Origin of the sequence: Amycolatopsis sp. cmx-11-12 (assembly GCF_046269425.1) — a bacterium.
Classification (GTDB): domain Bacteria; phylum Actinomycetota; class Actinomycetes; order Mycobacteriales; family Pseudonocardiaceae; genus Amycolatopsis.
In genome coordinates this window covers 35,949-56,837 of sequence record NZ_JADNQM010000002.1, presented here as the reverse complement: position 1 = coordinate 56,837, position 20,889 = coordinate 35,949, and the positions used below count along the sequence as shown (strand labels likewise).

Annotated in this window: 21 protein-coding genes; 12 read left to right on the top strand and 9 right to left on the bottom strand. The window is 69.4% G+C overall.

Annotated elements, in window-relative coordinates; translation table 11 throughout:
* Positions 1-5 precede the first annotated feature (5 nt).
* Positions 6-599, bottom strand: coding sequence for an HD domain-containing protein (locus tag ACLARN_RS02635; protein WP_409489696.1), 594 nt, complete (start codon positions 597-599; stop codon positions 6-8).
* Positions 600-827: 228 nt separating this feature from the next.
* Between ACLARN_RS02635 and ACLARN_RS02630 the strand changes: the two genes are divergently transcribed.
* From ACLARN_RS02630 to ACLARN_RS02605, 6 genes are all read left to right on the top strand, one after another.
* Entirely contained in the window at positions 828-1,532 is a 705-nt protein-coding gene (locus ACLARN_RS02630) for a hypothetical protein (RefSeq protein ID WP_409489695.1), read from the top strand.
* A gap of 14 nt (positions 1,533-1,546) precedes the next feature.
* Positions 1,547-3,148: a DNA polymerase Y family protein gene (locus ACLARN_RS02625; RefSeq protein ID WP_409490001.1), complete on the top strand. Its 1,602-nt coding sequence runs from the start codon at positions 1,547-1,549 to the stop codon at positions 3,146-3,148.
* Between the two features lie 158 nt (positions 3,149-3,306).
* A complete protein-coding gene (locus ACLARN_RS02620; RefSeq protein ID WP_409489694.1) occupies positions 3,307-6,660 on the top strand; it encodes an error-prone DNA polymerase in 3,354 nt (1,117 codons plus the stop codon).
* Between the two features lie 105 nt (positions 6,661-6,765).
* Positions 6,766-7,275, top strand: a complete 510-nt coding sequence (locus ACLARN_RS02615) for a hemerythrin domain-containing protein (RefSeq protein ID WP_409489693.1) — start codon at positions 6,766-6,768, stop codon at positions 7,273-7,275.
* Between the two features lie 68 nt (positions 7,276-7,343).
* The gene (locus ACLARN_RS02610) at positions 7,344-7,826 is read left to right on the top strand and encodes a VOC family protein (protein WP_409489692.1); all 483 of its coding nucleotides are present in this window, start codon (positions 7,344-7,346) and stop codon (positions 7,824-7,826) included.
* Positions 7,827-7,885: 59 nt separating this feature from the next.
* Positions 7,886-8,473: a pentapeptide repeat-containing protein gene (locus ACLARN_RS02605; protein WP_409489691.1), complete on the top strand. Its 588-nt coding sequence runs from the start codon at positions 7,886-7,888 to the stop codon at positions 8,471-8,473.
* Between the two features lie 71 nt (positions 8,474-8,544).
* Here the strand turns inward: ACLARN_RS02605 and ACLARN_RS02600 are convergent, their stop codons facing one another.
* Entirely contained in the window at positions 8,545-11,271 is a 2,727-nt protein-coding gene (locus ACLARN_RS02600) for a TNT domain-containing protein (RefSeq protein WP_409489690.1), read from the bottom strand.
* 153 nt (positions 11,272-11,424) lie between these two features.
* On the opposite strand from ACLARN_RS02600, the gene ACLARN_RS02595 reads away from it, so the two are divergent.
* Complete coding sequence (locus ACLARN_RS02595) at positions 11,425-11,724, top strand: DUF3017 domain-containing protein (protein WP_409489689.1); 300 nt, start codon at positions 11,425-11,427, stop codon at positions 11,722-11,724.
* A 4-nt stretch (positions 11,725-11,728) separates the two neighbouring features.
* Here ACLARN_RS02595 and ACLARN_RS02590 read toward each other — a convergent pair whose 3' ends face one another.
* Together ACLARN_RS02590 and ACLARN_RS02585 are read right to left on the bottom strand one after the other, a co-directional pair.
* Positions 11,729-12,901, bottom strand: a complete 1,173-nt coding sequence (locus ACLARN_RS02590; protein ID WP_409489688.1) for an MFS transporter — start codon at positions 12,899-12,901, stop codon at positions 11,729-11,731.
* A gap of 195 nt (positions 12,902-13,096) precedes the next feature.
* Entirely contained in the window at positions 13,097-13,414 is a 318-nt protein-coding gene (locus ACLARN_RS02585) for an ArsR/SmtB family transcription factor (RefSeq protein WP_409489687.1), read from the bottom strand.
* 278 nt (positions 13,415-13,692) lie between these two features.
* On the opposite strand from ACLARN_RS02585, the gene ACLARN_RS02580 reads away from it, so the two are divergent.
* Complete coding sequence (locus ACLARN_RS02580; RefSeq protein WP_409489686.1) at positions 13,693-14,862, top strand: MFS transporter; 1,170 nt, start codon at positions 13,693-13,695, stop codon at positions 14,860-14,862.
* A 3-nt stretch (positions 14,863-14,865) separates the two neighbouring features.
* Here ACLARN_RS02580 and ACLARN_RS02575 read toward each other — a convergent pair whose 3' ends face one another.
* On the bottom strand, positions 14,866-15,054 hold the full coding sequence (locus tag ACLARN_RS02575) for a DUF1918 domain-containing protein (protein ID WP_409489685.1): 189 nt from the start codon (positions 15,052-15,054) through the stop codon (positions 14,866-14,868).
* 115 nt (positions 15,055-15,169) lie between these two features.
* Between ACLARN_RS02575 and ACLARN_RS02570 the strand changes: the two genes are divergently transcribed.
* The 3 genes from ACLARN_RS02570 to ACLARN_RS02560 are packed head-to-tail and all read left to right on the top strand — an operon-like array spanning position 15,170 to position 16,963.
* Complete coding sequence (locus ACLARN_RS02570; protein ID WP_409489684.1) at positions 15,170-15,814, top strand: spermidine synthase; 645 nt, start codon at positions 15,170-15,172, stop codon at positions 15,812-15,814.
* Positions 15,796-16,389, top strand: coding sequence for a hypothetical protein (locus ACLARN_RS02565; protein ID WP_409489683.1), 594 nt, complete (start codon positions 15,796-15,798; stop codon positions 16,387-16,389). The genes ACLARN_RS02570 and ACLARN_RS02565 overlap by 19 nt, the downstream gene beginning before the upstream one ends.
* A 7-nt stretch (positions 16,390-16,396) precedes the next feature.
* Complete coding sequence (locus tag ACLARN_RS02560) at positions 16,397-16,963, top strand: GNAT family N-acetyltransferase (protein ID WP_409489682.1); 567 nt, start codon at positions 16,397-16,399, stop codon at positions 16,961-16,963.
* On the opposite strand, the gene ACLARN_RS02555 is transcribed toward ACLARN_RS02560, so the two are convergent.
* Both ACLARN_RS02555 and ACLARN_RS02550 read right to left on the bottom strand, forming a co-directional pair.
* On the bottom strand, positions 16,964-17,551 hold the full coding sequence (locus ACLARN_RS02555; RefSeq protein ID WP_409489681.1) for an HhH-GPD-type base excision DNA repair protein: 588 nt from the start codon (positions 17,549-17,551) through the stop codon (positions 16,964-16,966). It abuts the gene before it with no gap.
* Positions 17,552-17,589: 38 nt separating this feature from the next.
* Positions 17,590-18,468, bottom strand: a complete 879-nt coding sequence (locus ACLARN_RS02550) for a LysR family transcriptional regulator ArgP (protein ID WP_409489680.1) — start codon at positions 18,466-18,468, stop codon at positions 17,590-17,592.
* 66 nt (positions 18,469-18,534) lie between these two features.
* Between ACLARN_RS02550 and ACLARN_RS02545 the strand changes: the two genes are divergently transcribed.
* Positions 18,535-19,149, top strand: coding sequence for a LysE/ArgO family amino acid transporter (locus ACLARN_RS02545; RefSeq protein WP_409489679.1), 615 nt, complete (start codon positions 18,535-18,537; stop codon positions 19,147-19,149).
* On the opposite strand, the gene ACLARN_RS02540 is transcribed toward ACLARN_RS02545, so the two are convergent.
* Positions 19,150-19,977, bottom strand: coding sequence for an aldo/keto reductase (locus ACLARN_RS02540; protein ID WP_409489678.1), 828 nt, complete (start codon positions 19,975-19,977; stop codon positions 19,150-19,152).
* Between the two features lie 2 nt (positions 19,978-19,979).
* Positions 19,980-20,843, bottom strand: coding sequence for an NAD-dependent epimerase/dehydratase family protein (locus tag ACLARN_RS02535; RefSeq protein WP_409489677.1), 864 nt, complete (start codon positions 20,841-20,843; stop codon positions 19,980-19,982).
* Positions 20,844-20,889: the final 46 nt, after the last annotated feature.

Sequence of the window (20,889 nt, the reverse complement as noted above, 5' to 3'; positions counted from 1 at the left end):
AAGGACTACGTTTCCGAGGCGGGATGGCGCGCCTGGAAGGCCAGCCTCCCGTCGGCGTCTGCCGCGATCCGATCGAGTATGTCGTCCAGCGCCAGAAATACCTCCCACGACGACTGTCCACTCGCGACGGTCAAGCGGTCGACCAGCAGCTGCTCGAGATCCTCGACCCGCTTCGCCTTCCATACTTTGTCCGCGGTGCTCACGAGCAGATTCTCGACGCCGACGTCCTCACCCCAGGCGGCGTGCGTTCGCGCGAATCGAGCCCGCTCTTCGCTGATTCCTTGGGACAGAAGGAGTTCGTAACCGGCTTGTTCGTGCGCGGAGCCGGGTCCGGACAACTCCCCGGGGTGGATCGTCTTGCCGATGTCGTGGACGGCGGCGCCGAAAAGGGTCGCTTCGCGGTCGAAGTCCACCTCCGGATGCCGCTTTTCCAGCCAGTCGGCCAGCGTGACGGCCACGTCGTGGACCGCTCGCAGATGGGCGGCGAGCCGCGGGGGAGCGGCCAGCCGGTCCAGCAGGGCGGCGACCTCGTCCGGCAGTGGGCGCAGCGGCGGCTCGCCGGGGTCGGTCAACGCGCGACGCAAGGCTTCCGAGGGCATGGCGTCCAGAATGACAGAAACCGCCTGGTAACTGGTGAAGTCGATGGTCCCGCGGCTTCCCGGCTTCGGCATGACAGGTCCGGTGATCGTTCCCTCATCGCTTGACAACCACAGCGAGACCCGGTCTACTGGAGTCATCGAACACCTGTTCGAGATGCCGCCTTCCCCGTGGCATGCCCAGCGCCGTCCTCTATGGACGGTCTAGGTGTCGTGGGGAGGCGAGGTCCGGTGACAGCGGAGGTGGTCGAGGCACGGGCCTTGCCGTTGGCGAGGCTGGCGGCCTTGCCAGGAGTGAGCACGGCCAGTGGCGTGGCTTCCGCGGCCGAACACGCGAGGACTACGGGAAGGGTGCTCCCGGTGTCCCCGGCGTTGTCCGGTCTGCTGCCCGCCGCGGGGCTCCGGCGCGGGAGCACCGTTTCGGTGCTGGGGTCCACGTCACTGATGCTCACCCTGCTCGCCGCCGCGACCGCCGGCGGTGCGTGGGCGGTCGCGGTCGGCCTGCCTGCGCTCGGGGTGGTCGCCGCCGCGGAACTCGGGGTCGAGGTGGGCAGGCTCGCGCTGGTCCCCCGTCCCGGTGCCGAGTTCCCGGCGGTGACCGCGGCCTTGCTCGACGGCTTCGATCTCGTGGTCGTCGGTCCGGGGCTCGCCCGGCCCGACGTGGCGAGACGGCTGTCCGCGCGCGCTCGCAACCGTGGCTCGGTGCTGCTTTCGCTGGGTTCCTGGCCCGGTGCGGAGGTCGAACTGAGCTGCCGCCGTTCGCGCTGGACGGGCTTCGAGGGCGATGGTGCGGGCTACCTGCGTGCCCGTGAGGTCGAGGTGCGGGCCGGTGGCCGGGGTGCGGCCGCCCAGCCGATGTCGGCGTTGCTGCGGTTTCCCGGCGAAGGTGAGGTCGAGCGGGCGGACTTTCCCGCGACCAGGTGGGGGACGGCGTGAATCCGCCCGTGCGCATGCTGGTGCTGTGGTGCCCGGACTGGCCGGCGGTCGCCGCCGCGGCCGTCGCAGGTGAGCCCGTCGGCCGTCCGGCCGCGGTCTTCTCGGCGAACCGTGTGGTCGCTTGCACCGCGGTGGCGAGAGGGGACGGCGTCCGCCGCGGGATGCGGCGGCGTGAGGCCCAATCCTGCTGTCCGGAGCTGGCGGTCTTCGGCGAGGACGACGGCCGTGACGCCCGGCTCTTCGAGTCCGTCGTGCGGGCGGTGGAGGAACTGGCCGTCGGGGTCGAGGTGGTGCGGCCGGGGATCGTCGCCGTCCCGGTCGAGGGCGCGGCCGGCTACTTCGGCGGTGAACACGGCCTCCTCGAACGGCTGGTGGACGAGGTGTCCGTGGCGGCGGGGGTGGAATGCCAGGTCGGCGTCGCCGACGGCTTGTTCGCCGCGACGCTCGCCGCTCGCCGGTCGACGCTGGTCGAGCCGGGCGAGACGGCGGAATTCCTCGCCCCGTTGCCCATCCGCGAACTCGATCAGCCCGAAACCGGCCGAGCCGAACTGGTCACCCTGCTCCGGCAACTCGGCCTTCGCACGTTGGGTGCCTTCGCGGCACTCGACGAAAGCGACGTCTCCGCGCGCTTCGGGATGGAGGGCGTCCTCGCGCACCGGCTGGCACGAGGACGGTCCGAACGGCCGCCGTCGCGCCGCCGTCCGCCGCCGGAACTCTCGCTCGCGCGGGCGTTCGACCCGCCGATCGACCGGGTCGACGCCGCCGCGTTCGTGGCGAAAGGGCTCGGTGAACGATTCCACGCCGGGCTCGCCGCGCACGGGCTGGCCTGCACCCGCCTCGGCATCTACGCCACCACCGAGACCGGCGAACAACTCGGCCGAGTGTGGCGCTGCGCCGAACCGCTGACCCCGCTCGGTGTCGCGGACAGGGTGCGCTGGCAGTTCGAAGGCTGGCTGAAAGTCCGGGACACCTCGGCACGGCCCCGGTCCGGCGTCGTCCGGTTGCGGCTGGAGCCGGAGGAGACCGTCGAAGGCCGGTCGCTGCAACTCGGGTTGTGGCAGGCGGCCTCGGCAGGCGGGCTACGGCCGTCCACAGAGGACGAAGGCCTGTCCGGCGAGCGCGCCGGCCGTGCGCTGGTGCGGGTGCAGGGGCTACTCGGCCCGGAGAGCGTCTTCACCGCGGTCCTCGACGGCGGCCGCGATCCCGCCGAGCGGGTCCGGCTGGTGCCGTGGGGCGACAGACTGGAGAAGTCGGCGCAGGTGGACGCGAACTGGGCCGGACGGCTCCCGTCGCCTTCCCCGGCGACGGTGTTCGCTCGGCCGGTACCCGCCCAGGTGCTTGACGAGAGCGGGCGCGTCGTGGAGATGACCGCGCGGCGCCGGATCACCGCAGCGCCGTTCCTTGTGAGCTTCGAGGGCGGTGAGCCGCGTGAAGTCCTTTCGTGGGCCGGTCCATGGCCGGTCGGCGTCCGGGCCGGGGCAGGCCACGCGCGGTCGGGGACCCGGATCCGGATGCAGGTGCTGCTGGCCGACGAGCACGAAGCCGAGGAGGCGGTGCTGCTCCGCTTCGAACCCCACAAGAATCCGATGTGGACACTGGAAGGGAAGTACGACTGAACATGGACGAGGAGTACACGCGGCTGGTGCGGAGCTGGCTGGAGGAACCGGCCATTCCGGTGCAGCGCGCCGAGTCGGACACGGCCTGGGCGGCGTGCGTCCCACGAGCGGAAGTGTTCGTCCCCCCGCCGAGACGTTCGACCGAGAATCGGTGACCGATGGGCTGGGACAACCCTCCACGGCCGTGGAGGGACCTCGCCCGTGAACTCGCGGGCGAGGTCCAGCCCGGCGACGGCGGTGACAGCCCCGCGTGGAGCGCCAAACGGGAGGGCTACCAGCCTCCCGCCGACCTCTCGGGGCTGATCGGTGAAGACGACGGGGCCACCGCGCGCCGGGTGCCGTACGCCGAACTGCACTGCCATTCGAACTTCAGCTTCCTCGACGGGGCGAGCCATCCCGAGGAGCTGGTGGAGGAGGCCGCGCGGCTGGGCCTGGACGCGATCGCGCTCACCGATCACGACGGCATGTACGGCGTGGTGCGCTTCGCCGAAGCGGCCAGGGAACTGGGCGTGCACACCGTCTTCGGCACGGAGCTCAGCTTCGGGCTGTCCGGACCGCAGAACGGTTTCGCCGACCCCGAGGGCGAGCACCTTCTCTTGCTGGCCAAGCAACAGGCCGGTTACCTGAGCCTGAACCGGGCGATCACCGCCGGACAGCTGTATGGCTTCGACAGGCAGTCGTTGTCCCCCAAGGAAAGGGCGGAGAAGGGCAGGCCGGTCTACGACCTGCGCGCGGTCGCCGAAGAGGTCGACGGGAAATGCGTCGTGCTCACCGGCTGCCGCAAGGGCGCGGTGCGGAAGGCACTCGTCGCCGAGGGGCCTTCCGCGGCGGTGGGGAAACTGAAGGAACTCATCGACTGTTTCGGCCGGGACAACGTCTACGTCGAGCTGACCGATCACGGTCTTCCCTTGGACAGCACGCACAACGACCTGCTGAGCGAGATGGCCGACGAGTTCGGGCTGCCGACGGTGGCGACCACGGCCGCGCACTACGCCCGACCGGAACGGGCCCCGCTCGCCGACGCGCTCAGCGCCATCCGCGCGCGGCGGGGCCTGGAGGACATGGAGGGCTGGCTGCCCGCGGCGGGGACGGCGTTCCTGCGGTCGGGGGAGGAGATGGCCGAGATCTTCGCGCGGTACCCCGGTGCGGTGCAGCGGGCGGCGCTGCTCGGCCGGGAGTGCGCGTTCGAACTGCACCACATCGAACCGAAGCTGCCGCCCTTCAAGGTGCCCGAAGGCCACACTGAGGCGACCTACCTGCGGCATCTCACTTACGAAGGTGCGAAGGACCACGAGAAGAACAAAACCGCCAAGTACCGCCGAAAAGCCCGGAAGCTGATCGAGCACGAGCTGGAGATCATCGAGGAGCTGGGCTTCCCCGGCTACTTCCTGATCGTCTGGGACATCGTGCGGTTCTGCCGGGAGAAGAAGATCCTTTGCCAGGGCCGGGGTTCGGCCGCGAATTCGGCGGTCTGTTACGCGCTCGGCATCACCAAGGTCGACGCGGTGCGCTACAACCTGCTCTTCGAACGGTTCCTCGCCCCGGATCGCGACGGCTACCCGGACATCGACCTCGACATCGAATCCGATCGCCGTGAGGAGGCGATCCAATACGTCTACGAGAAATACGGGCGGCTGAACACCGCGCAGGTGGCGAACGTGATCACCTACCGGGCGCGGTCCGCGGTCCGGGACGCGGCGCGGGCGCTGGGGTACTCGCCAGGTCAGCAGGACGCGTGGAGCAAACAGATCGACCGCTGGGGTGCGTTGCGCTCCACGGAGAAGGACCACGATCACGACATCCCCGGCGAAGTCGTCGAACTCGCCTGCGCGCTCGAAGACTTTCCCCGGCACCTCGGCATCCATTCCGGCGGGATGGTGATCTGCCACCAGCCGGTGAGCGAGGTCGTGCCGATCGAATGGGCCCGGATGGCGGACCGCAGTGTCGTGCAGTGGGAGAAGGACGACTGCGCCGCCGCGGGATTGGTCAAATTCGATCTGCTCGGGCTCGGAATGTTGTCGGCCCTGCACTATATGATAGATCTGGTTCACGACCACAAAGGGGAAGAGGTCGACATCTCCGAATTGGATCTCAAGGATCAGAACGTCTACGAAATGCTCTGCCGCGCCGACGCGATCGGCGTCTTCCAGGTGGAGAGCCGCGCGCAGCTGGCCACCCTGCCCCGCTTGCGCCCCAAGAAGTTCTACGACCTCGCGGTCGAGGTCGCGCTCATCCGCCCCGGCCCGATCCAGGGTGGTTCGGTGCATCCCTACATCCGGCGCAAGAACGGGCAGGAGAAATGGGATTTCGACCATCCGAAGCTGGAGAACGCGCTGGAGAAGACCCTCGGCGTCCCGTTGTTCCAGGAACAGATGATGCAGATCGCCCTCGACGTCGCCGATTTCACCCCGGCGGAGGCCGACCAGTTACGGCACGCCATGGGGGCCAAACGTTCCGAGCAGAAGATGGAACGGCTGAAACGACGATTCCTCGAAGGCGCCGCGAAGCACGACATCGGCGAGGAACTCGCGGAGAAGATCTTCGGCAAGCTCAAGGCGTTCGCGAATTTCGGCTTCCCGGAGAGTCACGCGCTGAGTTTCGCCCTGCTGGTGTTCGCGAGCGCGTACTTCAAGTACTACCACCCGGACGCGTTCCTGGCCGGACTGCTGCGCGCTCAGCCGATGGGGTTCTATTCGCCGCAGTCGCTGGTCGCCGACGCGCGGCGGCACGGCGTGAAGGTGCTCGGCCCCGACATCAACGCGAGTCTCCCGCACGCGACGCTGGAACCGTTGCCGGACAAGGGAGAACTGCTCGCCGTGCGGGGCGGGCTGTCCACCGTGCGGATGATCGGCGAGAGCCTGGCGAAGGAGATCGTCGAGGAGCGGGAACGCGGCGGCCCGTTCGCGGACCTGTCCGAGGTCGCCCGGCGCGTGCGGCTGACCAAACCGCAGGTCGAGGCGCTGGCCACGGCGGGCGCGTTCGGTTGTTTCGGCGAGAGCAGGCGGAGCGCGCTCTGGGCGGCGGGCGCCGTCGCCGATGAGAGCCTGGAGAAACTGCCCGGGCTCACCACCGGGGTCAAGGCGCCGATGTTGCCGGGTATGGACGAAATCGACGTCGCGGCCGCGGACGTCTGGGCCACCGGGGTGTCGCCGGACAGCTTCCCGACCCAGTTTGTCCGGGAGAACCTCGACGAACTCGGCGTCGTCACGGCGGCGGGCCTGCGCGAGGTTCCGCACGGTACGCGGGTGCTGACCGGTGGCGCGGTGACCCATCGCCAACGGCCGGCGACCGCGGGCGGCGTCACCTTCATGAACCTCGAAGACGAGACGGGGATGATCAACATCATCTGCACGATGGGCGTGTGGCAGCGCTATCACCGGGTCGCCCGCGGCAGTCCCGCGTTGCTGGTCCGCGGTGTGGTCGAGCGCACCGGAGAGGTGGTGAACGTTCTCGCGGAACAGATCCGGCACCTGCCGTTGCGGATCACCGCCAAATCCCGTGACTTCCACTGAGCCCCTTGACGATCACCCGGGAGTCGTGCTGAAGTTCATCCAGCGTCGCAGTGCACCCGGCAAAGAGACCGCCGTGGGCGCGGAGGCGTCGGACCATGGGAAATCATGGAAACCCCTTCTTCATCGAACGGCCGGCTGACGGCGTTCGGAAATCAACTCGTTCAGGTTCACAACTGGCTGCGTAAAGAGCTGGCCAGGCTGCATGACGACCTCGGATCGGTCGCGGACGGGCGTGCCGAGCGGCTGCGCGATCTACGGGCGCATTGCCTCACCTTCTGTTCGGCGCTGACCAGGCACCACACCGGGGAGGACGGCGGTGCTTTCCTTGTGCTGGCGGAGAAATACCCCGAACTGCGGCCGGTGCTCGAAGAACTCGCGCACGACCACGAGGTCATGACCGGGATCATCGAACGGCTCGAAGAACTGGTCGGCGGCGTCGGCCCGGCGTCGAGCCCGGCCGAGATCCTGCATGTCCAGCGGGAACTCGACGGGCTCACGGCGATCATGGAGACGCATTTCCGCTACGAGGAGAAGCGCATCGTCGAGGCGCTCAACTCCCTGGACATGCCGGATTGGCAGGACGCGAAGCCGTCCTTCCTGCTGAAAACGCATTAGGACAAGATCTGTCCTATACGGCCTTTAGTGTTCTTCTCAACGCGCCACGACGACTGAGGAGAACCCTGATGAGCAACCCGATCCCCGACGGCTACCACTCGGTCACCCCGTGGATCATCTCGCGCGACACCGCGGGCGTGATCGACTTCCTGAAGCGGGTCTTCGACGCCGAGCCGATGGGCGAACCGGTGTACGTCGAGGGCGGGAAGATCGGGCACGCCGAGGTCCGGGTCGGTGACTCGGTCGTCATGCTGTTCGACGCGCAGGACGACTGGGTCGACACCCCGGCGTACCTGCGGCTCTACGTCGAGGACAGCATCGAGACACAACGCCGGGCCGTCGAAGCGGGCGCCGAAGAGGTCACGAAGCAGACCGAACTCTTCTTCGGCGACCGCGTCGGCCGGGTCCGCGACCCGTTCGGCAACCTGTGGTGGATCCAGACCCGGCTCGTCGACCTCGAGTACCCGGAGATGGAGCGCCGCATGAACGACCCGAAGTTCGTCGAGGCCATGCGGTACGTGTCGGGTTCGAAGATCATCCCGAGCCGCTGAAGCCGGCAGGGTGGTGATCGCGATCCCGTGGCCCTGAGCGGGTGTGCGATCCTGAACGGGTGATCGAGACCGCCGAAGACTATCGAGAAGCCGTCCTTTCCCAGCAATGGTGGGAAAAACGCAGTTTCGTCGGCTGTGACTTCACTGAGGCCGACCTGCGCGGGCTGCGCACCCAGGGCTGCACCTTCGACCAGTGCGACTTCACCAAGGTCGACTTCGAGGGCTCGCGCCACGAGGCGTCGGCCTTCCGGTCTTGTACTTTCGACCGCAGTGTGCTCGCCGGGACCCGGTGGAGCTCCTGTTCGATGCTCGGATCGTCCTTTGTGGACTGCCGGTTCCAGAAGGTCGCGTTCACCGAATGCGACCTGTCACTGGTCTCGTTGAGCCGCAACCGACTGTCCAAAGTGGATCTGTCCGGACTGCGGCTGCGCGAGGCCAACCTGACCGAGGCGGACCTCACCGGGGCCGATCTGCGCCGCTCCGACCTCACCGGAGCCCGGCTGGCGGGGGCGAAACTCGAAGGCGCCGACCTGCGCGGCGCGCGGATCGACGCCAACGGCCTGGTGCAAGCGAACCTCTCCGGTGCCCACGTGGACACCGAGACCGCGGTGGCCTACGCCGCCGCGCACGGCCTCGTCATCCACTGACCCCGGATGTTATGAACGGACCTTTCATAACAAATCTTGTTATGAAAGGTCCGTTCATAACACGCCACGGGCTAGTCGATCGGCGGTTCGCCCGGGTCCAGTTCGATGAGGTCGCCCTCGGCGAGCAACTCCTCGATGGACGCCGGCAGCAGGTACGCCGACCCGCCACCGGGCTGGTTGAACCACGGGATCGCGACACCGGCGAGCGCTTCGAGCGGACGTTGCACGCGGTACACGTGATACGGCCGGTTCACCCACTCCGGCACGAGCGAGCGCTCCTCGAACGGCGTCCCGGCGGCGTAGGTCAGGTTGCCGTTCGGGCCACCGAAGCGGTCCAGTTCGCTGCCCGCGGGCAGCTCACGCAGCTCCTTGCCGCGGAACAGCGTCAGCGGCGGCTCGCCGTTGAGCGGTGAGATCGGCCAGTTCTGCTTCGCGTCGGGAGGTCCGGCGGCCGGTGAAACCGGCGGGCGAGCCGGTTCCTCGCGCCGCATCGGCGGCGGAGGCGGCGGCGCCACCGGCGGTTCGCGCCGGGGCGGGGCGGGCGGCGGGCTCGCCAGCACCGGGTTCGCCCGCACCGGGGGCGCGGGCGGGACCGGTGCGGGGGCGGGCTCGTCGTCCAAGTCGTCCCCGAGCAGCTCCTCGGCCGTCGTGAACGCCGTCTGTTCCTGCGCCGGGATCGACTCCCGCGGCGGAATCGGATGCGAACCGGTCGCGATCTCGGGGGAGAGCGTCGTCAGCACGGGCCGCGCCGGAGCCGGGGGCGGCTCCTCGACCGGCTGCTCCTCGGCGGCGGGTGGCTCCTCGTAAGGCTCCTCGGTGACCGGCGGAGCGCCGTTCGGGTTGAGGAGGACCTTGCCGAGCATGAACGCGGCCGCGTCCTCGGCGTCGCCGAACACCGCCGGGTTGGTCAGCTTCCCGTCGTACCAGCCGACCCGCCAGCCACCGCCGTCGACCTGTTCGACACTCCAGCCGTGCTCGGCGGGAGAGCCGATGCGGTAGACGTCGTCGGGCACGTCGAGATCGTCGAACTTCGCTTGCAGTTCATTCAGGACCGGGACGGGGTGCTCGGCGCGGCGCGGCCGCTCCGGCGCCGCCCGGCGCGGGGCTTCCTCGCGCTGAGGCTCTGGCTCCGGGCGGGACACGGGGGCGGTAGCAAAGGTCCCCCGCTCCTGCGGTGGGCCGTCGACCTGGGTGATCTCCGAGTCCGACGGCGGGGGCGCGCTCGGCGGCTCCGCGTTGTGCGTGAGGAGAGGTAGCTCAGGACCGGCGTCGGCCTGCTCGACCGGCGTGTAGCCGGTGGTCGTCTCTTCCTCGGGGGGCGAGTACGGCTGGTTCTCTTCCTGCGGGGCGTACGCGTCCTGCACTTCTTCGTGAGGCTGCTCGTAGGTGTCGACCTGCGGAGGCCGCGCGTACGTCGTGGCCTCGGGGTCGGCGACCAGCGGCTCGGGCTCGGCGCGCTGGTGCGGCGCGTCGTCCTGCCGGGCTTCGTCGGTGTAGGCGTCCTGTTCGGACTCGTGGAACTGCGCCTCTTCGTGCCCGTACTGGCCGTCGTAGCCGTCTTCGTACTGCTGTTCGGCGGCGGCTTCGTGGAAGTCCTGCGCCTGGTAATCCTGGGTGTCGTAGTCCTCTTCGTACCGCTGGGCCTGCTCGGCCTGGTCCGGGACGGTCGCCTCGGCGGCGGGGACGGCCGCGGCGGCGGAGACCGGTGCGGCGGCCGCGGCGGCCAACGAGGCCGCGTCCGGGCCCTGCTGCTGGTGCGGCGGCGGGACCGGCGGCTGAGCGGCCTGGTTCGGGCCGGGACCCGCGGGACCGTTGGGGCCGGGGCCCTGGTTGACCGGGGCCTGCGGCGGCGGCACGGGCGCGTTCTGGGCCGGTCCGTTCTGCGGCGGGCCTTGCGGAGGCGGGCCGGCGGGGCCACCGGGGCCGCCATTGGGCCCACCCGGGCCGTTGGGGCGCTGCTGCGGGGGCTGATTCCCCCGGGTGAGGTACCCCGCCGCGGCCTGCAACGTCGGGTCGTCGACCTCGGGCAGCGTGAAGCCGTTCTGCCGGACGTGGTCGATCAGGTCGAGTTCCGGCGAGACGCCGTACTCGCGCAGATAGAAGTTGACGGCGGCGGGCCAGATCCACTGGCCGTCGCTGTGGAAGGCGACCGGGACGGTGGCCTCAGGGGTCTGGGCGAGCCTGTCGATGTCGTAGCCGCGCTCGGTGACCACCAGCGGCGCGTGGTCGAGGTACTCGAGCAGCCTGTCCTGCTCCTCGATCTCCAGGTCGGGCCGGTTGATCACCGGGCGCCCGGCCGGGCCGATGGTGTCGAAGATGCGGGCGATGCGGAAATGCGGTCCCGGCTGTTCGGGGCCGAGACCGGACATGCGCCGGATCAGCCATTCGGGCACATTCTCCTCGGAGCGGGGGAACATGCGCAGTTCGTCGGAGAGTGCCTGCGGAGGCGGCGCGAGGCGCCACTGGGGCTCGTCGCGGTTGTACTCGAGGTTGTAGCTGGACGGGTGGTCGAGCTGGTACCGCGCGTTGAACCAGGTGCCGCGGCCGTCGCGGTACATCCCGGCACGGAGCCTGCCGAACAGCGTCGCGATGTCGTGCGTCGCGACCCATTCGTGCGCGGTGCCGTCCTCGGTGATGATCTCGCCGGTCATCTCGTGGTACCTGCCGACGGCTCGGTACTCGGCGCTCACCTTCCGCCAATCACGAGGCGCGGCCCGCAGCAGGGCGAGGCCGATCTGTTTGACCAGGGTGTCCTGCTCGGTCGCGTTCAGCTGAGTCGTCGGTTGTGCCACGGTCACATTTTGACCGTATCCGCGCCCGTGTGCACCCCGCATGTGGGTTTTGCCGCTCTTGACAACGCGGAAGACGCCCTGACCTGCTGTCCGGTTACTCACCCGGGATACTGACGGCGTGAACCGATTCGCCCGCGAGACCATGAAGGACGAGGACTGATGGCGGTGGCCGGACAGCGGCGTGACCGTGGGGCACTGCTCCGTCACCTGCCGTTCCTGCTGGTGATGCTGGTGGTGGCCGTCGCCGCCCTGCGCATCGGCCAGTACCACTGGCGTCAGGGCGCCGCGCTGATCGGCGGCGCGCTGATGCTCGCGGGCCTGCTGAGGGCGATCCTGCCCGACGCGAAGGCTGGGCTGCTGGCGATCCGGGGCAAGCCTGTCGACATCCTGACCTATGGCGCGCTTTCCGTCTTGATCCTTTTCATCGCCTTCACCATCACCGGCGGCCCGCTGTCCTGAGGGGTCAGGAGGCCATGGCGGGCGTGAGTCGCGCTTCGCGGCGGTCCAGGCCGCCGGAGACCACGGCCAGCGAGAGCCCCAGCACGGCCAGCGACGCGCCGACCCAGTTGGGCGCGACCAGGCCGAGCCCGCCCGCGATCACCAGGCCGCCGAGGTAGGCGCCGATCGAGTTCGCGATGTTGAACGCCGACTGCACGGCCGCGGACACCAGCGACGGCGTCCCCCCCGCCTTCTCCATGATCCTGGCCTGCATCATCGGGCCGATCATGAAACCGGCGAGGCCGACGAAGAAGATCGTCACCGCGGCGCCGACCTTGCCGTTCGCCGTGACGGTGAAGATCGCGAGCACCGTGGCCAGCCCGAACAGCGATACGTAGAGGCTCGGCATCAGCGCCTTGTCGGCGAGCCTGCCGCCGAGGTAGTTGCCGATCGTCATACCGACCCCGGCCAGCGAGAGCAGCAGGGTGACGTTCGACGGCGAGTAGCCGGTGACGTCGGTCAGCATCGGCGTGATGTAGGACAGGCAGGCGAACACGCCGCCGAGGCCGAAGGTGACGATCGCGAGCGCGAGCCACACCTGGGGACGGCGGAAGGCGCCGAGTTCGCCGCGCAGCGACGGCTCGGCCGGTTTGCCCTGGTGGGGGACCAGTTTCGCGATCGCGGCCATGGCGACCAGTCCGATCACGGCGACGACGCCGAAGGTCGCGCGCCAGCCGACCTTCTGGCCGAGCAGCGTCCCGAGCGGCACGCCGACGACGTTGGCCAGGGTCAGGCCCATGAACATCATCGAGACGGCCTTCGCGCGTTCGCCCGGCTTGGCCAGGCTGGACGCGACGACCGCTCCGGCGCCGAAGAAAGCGCCGTGCGGGAGGCCGGCGAGGAAGCGGAAGGCGACGCCGAACTCCTGGTTCGGCGAGAGCGCGAAGAGGACGTTGCCGAGCGTGAACAGCCCCATCATCGCCAGCAGCATGGTCTTGCGTGGCAGCCGGACGGCGGCCGCGGTGAGCAGCGGGGCGCCGACCACGACGCCGAGGGCGTAGCCGGAGATGAGGTAACCGGCGGACGGGATCGACACGCCGAAATCCTTGGCGGCTTCGGGCAGCACGCCCATCATGACGAATTCGGTGGTCCCGATGCCGAAGGCACCGATGGCGAGCGCGAGCAGCGCGACGGGCACGGCTCTCCCTTCGAGGGTCGTACGTGAGTAAACGATTACTCGCCCACCGTCGCGGATGGGCACCTGAATCGATTTAGGTCTCGGACATGAAAGAAGACAGCGCGTTCGGCGCGTGCGTCGACGAGCTGTCCTGCGTCCAGTTCAACGGATCACGAGGGCTTTTGTCATCCCGGTTTCGGGTGAGGCTGCCCACCCTCAGCGGCGGGCGGCGAGCACTCCCTGGAGCAGTCCGGGGAAGAGCTCGTCGAGATCGTTGCGGCGCAAGGAGTTGTAGCGCGTGGTGCCGTGCTGGCGGCCCATGATGATGCCCGCTTCGCGCAGGGTGCGCAGGTGATGGGTGAGTGTGGACTTGGTCACGGCGACGTCGAAACCGCTGCACGAGATCTCGGTGCCGGGTCCGGCCAGCTGGCGGACCATGTCGAGTCGCACCGGGTCGGCGAGCGCGGCGAGGACAGCCTCGATCCGGATCTCGTCCTGCCCGGGGTAGACGTACTGCTGGGTCGGCGTGGCCATTCGTCCATAGTACGACGCCCCTCGAACTTTCCGCGAGTTCGTAGTACGGTCACCATCGAACTACGACAACCATCGAACAACGACCCCCGCGCGACTTTCGCCCCCTAATCGCGATCCGGCGGCGGCCGGGCTCCCGCGGCACCGGCTCGACTTTCGCGGGCTAAGTGCGCTCTGTCCGGCACCTGGGTGACCGGGGCCCGGAGCGCGTTCAGCCCCCTAATCGCGATCTGGGCCGGGAGTGGGAAGTGGGCGCAAAAGGGGTCTGGAGCTGGGGAGTCATGACTTTCGCACCACCCAGGACCGCGGTGCTGGCACTCGGCACGTTCGCGGTCGGCACCAGCGGCTACGTCGTCGCCGGGCTGCTGCCCGCGCTGACCGGCGAGCTCGGGGTCTCCGAGACGGCCGCCGCGCAGCTGGTCACCGCCTTCGCCATCGCGTACGCGGTCGGCTCACCGCTGTTCGCCGCGGTCACGGGCCGCTGGGAGCGGCGCACGCTCCTGGTCGCCGCCCTCGTCGTCACCGCCATCGGCAACGCCCTCGCCGCCCTCGCGCCCGGCTACGTGACCCTGCTCCTCGCGCGGGTCGTCACCGCGATCGGCGCGGCGGTCTTCACCCCGGCCGCGAGCGCCGTCGCCGCCGAACTCACCTCGCCGGAACGCCGGGGTCGCGCGGTCGCGCTCGTCTTCGGCGGGCTGACCGTCGCGACGATCCTCGGCGTCCCGCTCGGCAGCGTCCTTTCGCAGAGCGTCGGCTACCAGGCCGTCTTCGCACTCGTCGCGGCCTTCTCGCTCCTCGGCGCCTTCGCGGTCCGGATGGTGCTGCCCGCCGTCCCGGCGCCGCCCCCGGTCCGCCTGGCCGAACGGTTCACCGTCGCCAAGGACCCGCGAGTCCTCGCCATGCTCGCCGCGACCGTGCTCGGCTGCCTCGCCGCGTTCTCCGTCTACACCTTCATCTCGCCGGTCCTGTCCGCCACGGCGGGCGTCCACGGCACGACGGTCAGCCTGCTGCTGTTCGTCTACGGCGCGGGCGGCGCACTCGGCAACGTCCTCGGCGGCCGCGCGGCCGACCGGTGGGGTGCCAGGGGACCGCTGCTGGTCGTCTTCGGCGGGATCACCGTGGTGCTCGCGCTGCTGCCGCTGGTGGCGACCACCGTCGCGGGCGCGGCCGTCGTCCTCTTCCTCTGGGGACTGGCCACCTGGTCGGTCAACCCGCCGATCCAGCACCGGCTGATCGAGCTGTCCCGGCACAACGCCGGACTGCTCCTCTCGCTCAACGCGTCCGCGATCTATCTCGGCGTCGGGCTCTCCGGCCTGGTCGGGGGAGCGGTGCTGAGCGGCGGCGGACCACTCCTGCTGCCCGAGGTCGCGGCGGTGCTGACCGCGCTCGGCGCGGCCGTGGTCGTGACGGGCTGGCGGAGCCGCGTCAGGCAGCCCGCCCTGGCCGAGTGACGCCTATTCGGCGCGAGACTGGACTTCGCAGTCAGGGCCGGGAAAGACCAGCCCTTCGTGTCCGTCGGCGAACCGGACGAGATACGGCGGGGCACCGTGCTCGCCGCGTACCTCAAGGATTTCACCGCGTTGTTCAGCCGAACCCACCGTGCGTCCGTGCACGTGGATCTCGTCTCCGACGGTCGCGTGCATGAGTATCACCTCCGACGCTTCAAGGTTAGGAGCGCCGGAGGTGATCCCGCTACGGCGCTTGCATGATCCGCGAAATGCGCGAGCTCGCGTCGACCGTCGCCGATAGGCTGCCCGGATGACCGACGTACTCGACGTAGTGGCCGGGAAAAGTGGCGAACTGGTACTTCGCCGGGCCGGTGAGGACTTCGAGGTCATCGCCAACGGCGTCTTCCTGATGGACACCCGGAACGGTGAATCCGAACGGCTGCTCGTCTCGGTGGCGGCGGACCTGGTGCCGGGCAAGGCGCGGATGCTGATCGGTGGCCTCGGTGTCGGCTATTCGCTGCGCGCCGCGCTGGATCACCCCGGTGTCGGCGAGATCGTGGTCGTGGAGCGCGAACCCGCCGTGATCGGGTGGAACCGCGAGGGCCCGCTCAAGGACGTCCACGACGACGCCCTTTCCGACAAGCGGGTCACCGTCGTCGAGGCCGATCTGGTGAAGTGGTTGCGCCGAACGGAAGAACGGTTCGACGCGCTGTGCCTCGACATCGACAACGGTCCTGAGTGGACGGTCACCGACGGCAACGCCGCGCTGTATCGGAACGACGGACTCGACATGCTCGCCGCTCGGCTGCGGCCCGGCGGGGTGCTCGGAGTGTGGAGCGCCGAGGCGGTGCCGTCGTTCGCCAAGCGGGTGCGGGCGCGGTTCGGTGACGTGCGGGAGCTGAAGATCCCGGTGCCGCAAGGCGAACCGGACGTGCTGTGGTTCGCGCGGGTGTAGCGGACGCCGCGCGCGTCAACGCCCGCTGGTGCGACGTGGTGTGCCGGGTGCACGGGATCGCCGGAACGTTCGGCCGTCATGCCTGGACCGCGCCGCGCCGGACGCCGCCGCTGTACCCGGACGCGGTGACGTTGACGCCTGCCGCGTCGGTGGCGGACGTGCTGGACGGAATCGACTCGTCGCCGGGTTGTTCGGTGAAGGACAGCTTCGGCCGCCTGGATCTTTCCGGCGCGGGCTTCGAGGTGCTCTTCGAAGCCACCTGGATCACACGCACCGCTGAGGTGCCCCTCGAACCGGGCTGGGCACGCGTCGATGACCGGTTCGAAGACTCATCCGTCGCCCAGTGGTCCGACGGCGTCTCCGGCGTGATCGCCAACCGGGACGGCGACTTCGCCGGACTGTCCAATTTGTACACTCACGGCGACCTCGACGACGCGTGGCGCGGCGCGACCTCGGCCGTCGCCACGACGTTCCCCGGCCTGCCGATCACCGGCTACGAACGCGGCGACGACCTCGACGCCGCCCTCCGCAACGGCTACACGGCTCTCGGGCCGCTGCGGGTGTGGCTGAAATGATCCCTGGATGGAGATCACGACCTGGCACCTCGAACAGACCTCGCCGGACGACCTGAGCGCGGCGAAACCACCCGCCGTCCCGGTGACGGTCACCCGCGCCGAGCTGGTCAGCCCCGAGCTGAACCGGTACCTCTACACCGCGGTCGGCGGCGACTGGTTCTGGATCGACAGGCTGGGCTGGACGTGGTCGCGGTGGATCGAGTGGCTGGACAGGCCGGGCGTCGAGACTTGGGTGGCGTACGCGCAGGGGACGCCGTGTGGCTTCTTCGAACTCGACGGCAGCGCGGATAGCGAAGTCGAACTCGCGTACTTCGGCCTGATGTCGTCCTTCGTCGGGAAGGGCATCGGTGGGCACCTGCTGACCTTCGCGCTGCGGGAGGCGTGGGCGCTCGCGGAGCGCTGGCCGGGCAAGGCGGCCACGCGCCGCGTGACGGTCCACACCTGCACCACGGACGGCCCGGCCGCGCTCAAGAACTACCAGGCACGCGGCTTCCGGCTGTTCCGCACCGAAGTCGAGCAGGCCGAACTGCCAGCCGAGACACCGGGACCGTGGCCGGGAGCCGCGAAGAAGTAGCTACTTCGCCGGAGCCTTGGCAGCGGCCTTCGCCGCCTTCTTGAACGCCCGCACCTCGCCGAGGGTCTTCGTGTCGACGACGTCGGCGATCGAACGCCGGGAGCCGCGGTCACCGTACGAGCCGGTGGCCGCGCGCCAGCCCTTGGGCTGCACGCCGAGCTGCTTACCGAGCAGTGCGAGGAAGATCGCGGCCTTCTGGTCGCCGAAACCGGGCAACGCCTTGAGCCGCTTGAGGACCTCCGGGCCGTCCGGTTTGGGCCGCCCGGCGGTCCAGATCCCGGCGGCGTCGCCGTCGTAGCGTTCGACGACGTGCTCAGCGAGGTCCTTCACCCGCCGGGCCATCGAACCGCCGTAGCGGTGGATCGCGGGCGGGACGACACAGAGTTCGACGAAGGTCTCGGTGTCCATCGCGTGGATCTTCTTGATGTCGAAACCGTCCATCCGGTCCGCGATCTTCTGCGGGCCACGGAACGCGTGTTCCATCGGGAACTGCTGGTCGAGGAGCATCCCGACGAGCAGCGCGAACGGGTCTTCGGTCAGCAGCCGGTCCGCTTCCTCGTCTCCGACCAGGTGCAATGCGCGCGTCATGCGCCCAGGATCTCACGAACGCGCCGCCGCGCGCGTCCTCATCCGTGTGGGTCGACCAGCAGGTCCGCGGCCGCGGTGGTGACGGCGGCCGACACCGCCGCCAGCGCGGGGGAGTCGAGTTTCCACTGCTGCCAGAACAGCGGTACGTCGATCGGGTGGTCCGCGTCGAGGCAGACGAAGTGCCCCTCGCGCAGGCGGTCGCCGATCTGCGCGAGTGGCACCATGCCCCAGCCCATCCCGGCCGCGACGGCGTCGAAGAACCCTTCGGACGACGGGACGTAGTGCCGCAGCGAACTCGCGATCGTGCCGCGTTCGCGCGCGAAGCGGTCCTGAAGGTCGTCACGGCGGTCGAAGACGACGACGGGCGCTTCGGCGAGATCGAGGTCTGTCCCGAGGCGAGGGCTCACGACGGCCAGGTAGCGCATGTGCCCGAGCCGGTGCACCGAACAACCCGCGACCGGCTCCGGCGACGACGTCACGGCCGCCATCACCAGGCCCTCCCGCAGCAGCGTCGTGGTGTGGCCCTCATCTTCACGGTGCAGTTCGAAGCAGATCTTCTGCTCGGGCGGCACGCGCGTGAGCGCCGGCAGGAACCACGTCGCGAGCGAATCGGCGTTCACCGCGATCGGCAGCCGGACGGATTCGTCACCCGTGGTCATGCCGAGTTCAGCCCGGGTGTCGGCCTCCAGTAACGCCAGCTGACGGCCGAAGCGCACGACCGCCTGTCCGGACTCGGTCAGGCGCACCGGTTTCGTGCGGATCAGCAGGACCCGGCCGGTGCGCTGTTCGAGTGCCTTGACGCGCTGGCTGATCGCCGACGGCGTCACGTGCAGGGCCGAGGCGGCCGCGTCGAACGTGCCTTCGTCGGCGACGGCCAGCAGCGTACGGACCAGGTCGAGGGGCAGATCTGTCATCATGAGCGCTAATGTTACGTAAGAATCTTTAGCTGTACTGTTGACGATTCGCTTCCTAGTGTCATCCGTATGGGAAACGTCCTGCTCAGTGCGGCCGCCGGTTTCGGCGCCACCATGGCCCTCATCGTCGCGATCGGCGCCCAGAACGCCTTCGTGCTGCGCCAAGGCATCCGACGGGAAGCGGTGCTCGTGGTGGTGCTGATCTGCATCGTCTCGGACGTCATCCTGGTCAGCCTCGGCGTCGGGGGAGTCGGTGCGCTGATTGGGACATCGCCGGAAGCACTGACCATTGTCGGCCTGGTCGGGGGCGCTTTTCTACTTTGCTATGGCGCGCTCGCGGCCCGTCGCGCGTTCAAGCCGGCGGCGCTGCAAACCGGTGGTCCGGAGACCGGCGGATCGCTGCGCCGCATCGTGCTGACCACGCTGGCGCTCACCTGGCTGAACCCGCACGTCTACCTCGACACCCTGCTCCTGCTCGGCGCGATCGCCGCGGGGCACGGCGGCGGCCGGTGGGCGTTCGGCGTCGGCGCGGTGTCGGCCAGCGTGATCTGGTTCCTCCTGCTCGGCTTCGGCGCGAGGCTGCTCAGCGGGTTCTTCCGCAAGCCGTCGTCGTGGCGGGTGCTGGACGGCCTGGTCGCCGCGATGATGATCGCCCTCGGTGTCACGCTGGTGGCCAGCGCCTGATCACGGCAGGCGAGCCAGATCCTCGGCGGTGAGCACCAGATCGGCGGCGGCCGCCGAATCGCGGATCGTCGCCGGCCGCGTCGAACCGGGGATCGCGATCATCGACGGCGACTTCGCGAGCAGCCAGGCCAGGCACACCCGTTGCGGGCTGACACCGTGAGCTTCGGCCACGGCGAGGAATTCCCCGCCGATCCCGCTGAGCGGACCCCACGGCAGATAGGCGAGCCCGAGTTCCGTGCACAGCGCCAGCTCCGGTTCGTGCGCCAGCTGTGCGGGCGAGTGCTCGTTCTGCACCGAAACCAGCTTCTCGCCGAGGATCTCCCGTGCTTCGAGGATCTGCGCACTGGACACATTGGACACTCCGGCGAGCCGGATCTTGCCTTCGTCGGCCAGTTCCTTGATCGCGCCGACGGACTCCGCCCACGGCACGTGCTCGTCGGGCTTATGCAACTGGTAGAGCCCGATCGCGTCGACGCCGAGCCGTTTCAGCGAGCCCTCGCAGGCGTTCTTGAGGTGCGCGGGCGTCCCGGTGACGGTCCACGAGCCGTCACCGGGCCTGCCACGGCCGCCCTTGGTCGCGACGAGCACCGCGTCCGAGCCGCCGCCGTAGGTGGCCAGCGCGTCGGCGATCAGCACCTCGTTGTGCCCGGTTTCGCCCGCGTACCAGTGGTAGGAGTCCGCCGTGTCGATCAGCGTGACCCCGGCGTCGAGCGCGGCGTGGATGGTGGCGATCGCGCGGCCCGAATCCGGGCGGCCCTCGATCGACAACGGCATCGCGCCCAGCCCGATCGCGCTCACTTCGACGTCCCCGATGCTGCGGTAGCGCATGCTCAAGTTGCCTTTCGGATTTCTTCGACGGCTTCGCCGAGCCAATCGGTGGTGGTGGAGAAGGAAAAACCGAGATCGGTCGCGCGCGAGGTGTCCAAGACGGTGTACCGGTCGAACGAGAACGGCGACGCGTCCCGCTCGACGATCCGGAACCGGGGTTCGGCGGTGATGGCGGCGGCGAGGTCCACCGCGGTCAGCTCGCCGTGCGAACCGGCGTTGATCGGACCCGTGAAGTCCGCTCGCGTGGCCCAGGCCAGGAAGTCCGCGATCTCACGCTCGTGGATGAACGTCGACGGCCGCGGTGCCGCGTGGACCGCGATGGCTTCCCCCGCGTCCAGCCGTTCGACGTAATGCCGCAGCCGCCCGGTGAAATCCTCGCCGCCGAGGACGTGCGCGACCCGCACGGAAGCGAACGGCACGTCTCCGGCCGCGAAGACCGCCTCGGCCTGCCGCTTGCCGTCGCCGTAATGCGCTTCGAGGAAATCCTCGTCTTGCCAAGGAAGTTCGAAGTCGACGGGGGAACGGGAGACCAGCGATTCGGCCATCGGGGTATGCGTCCGGACCCGGTCGTAGACCTCGATCGTGGACGTCATCACGTACCGGTCCGTGCGGATGACGCGGCGCGCGATGTCCGCCTGGACCGGGGTGTAGCAGACCTGGTCGAGAACGACGTCGAAAGACCGGGAACCCAGCGCGGCCTTCAGGCCCGCCGTGTCGTCGCGGTCGGCGATCAGGTGAGCGACGCCGGACGGCGCCGGGGTGGAGCCGCGATTGACCACGGTGACGTCCAGCCCGGCGTCGCGCAGCCGCTCGACCACCCCACGGCCGAAGTACCGGCTTCCACCCAGAACGAGCACTTTCTTCATGTCGACCAGTGTTACGGTGGCGAACCGGGTGCTTGAAGGGGAGAAC

Excerpts from the sequence above, each read along its gene's own strand:
- ACLARN_RS02620 (WP_409489694.1), top strand. The coding sequence starts at position 3,307 with ATGGGCTGGGACAACCCTCCACGGCCGTGGAGGGACCTCGCCCGTGAA.
- ACLARN_RS02615 (WP_409489693.1), top strand. The coding sequence starts at position 6,766 with ATGGAAACCCCTTCTTCATCGAACGGCCGGCTGACGGCGTTCGGAAAT.
- ACLARN_RS02560 (WP_409489682.1), top strand. The coding sequence starts at position 16,397 with ATGGAGATCACGACCTGGCACCTCGAACAGACCTCGCCGGACGACCTG.
- ACLARN_RS02625 (WP_409490001.1), top strand. The coding sequence starts at position 1,547 with ATGCTGGTGCTGTGGTGCCCGGACTGGCCGGCGGTCGCCGCCGCGGCC.
- ACLARN_RS02550 (WP_409489680.1), bottom strand. The coding sequence starts at position 18,468 with ATGATGACAGATCTGCCCCTCGACCTGGTCCGTACGCTGCTGGCCGTC.
- ACLARN_RS02575 (WP_409489685.1), bottom strand. The coding sequence starts at position 15,054 with ATGCACGCGACCGTCGGAGACGAGATCCACGTGCACGGACGCACGGTG.
- ACLARN_RS02595 (WP_409489689.1), top strand. The coding sequence starts at position 11,425 with ATGGCGGTGGCCGGACAGCGGCGTGACCGTGGGGCACTGCTCCGTCAC.
- ACLARN_RS02580 (WP_409489686.1), top strand. The coding sequence starts at position 13,693 with ATGACTTTCGCACCACCCAGGACCGCGGTGCTGGCACTCGGCACGTTC.
- ACLARN_RS02585 (WP_409489687.1), bottom strand. The coding sequence starts at position 13,414 with ATGGCCACGCCGACCCAGCAGTACGTCTACCCCGGGCAGGACGAGATC.
- ACLARN_RS02540 (WP_409489678.1), bottom strand. The coding sequence starts at position 19,977 with ATGCGCTACCGCAGCATCGGGGACGTCGAAGTGAGCGCGATCGGGCTG.
- ACLARN_RS02635 (WP_409489696.1), bottom strand. The coding sequence starts at position 599 with ATGCCCTCGGAAGCCTTGCGTCGCGCGTTGACCGACCCCGGCGAGCCG.
- ACLARN_RS02610 (WP_409489692.1), top strand. The coding sequence starts at position 7,344 with ATGAGCAACCCGATCCCCGACGGCTACCACTCGGTCACCCCGTGGATC.
- ACLARN_RS02570 (WP_409489684.1), top strand. The coding sequence starts at position 15,170 with ATGACCGACGTACTCGACGTAGTGGCCGGGAAAAGTGGCGAACTGGTA.
- ACLARN_RS02555 (WP_409489681.1), bottom strand. The coding sequence starts at position 17,551 with ATGACGCGCGCATTGCACCTGGTCGGAGACGAGGAAGCGGACCGGCTG.
- ACLARN_RS02535 (WP_409489677.1), bottom strand. The coding sequence starts at position 20,843 with ATGAAGAAAGTGCTCGTTCTGGGTGGAAGCCGGTACTTCGGCCGTGGG.
- ACLARN_RS02545 (WP_409489679.1), top strand. The coding sequence starts at position 18,535 with ATGGGAAACGTCCTGCTCAGTGCGGCCGCCGGTTTCGGCGCCACCATG.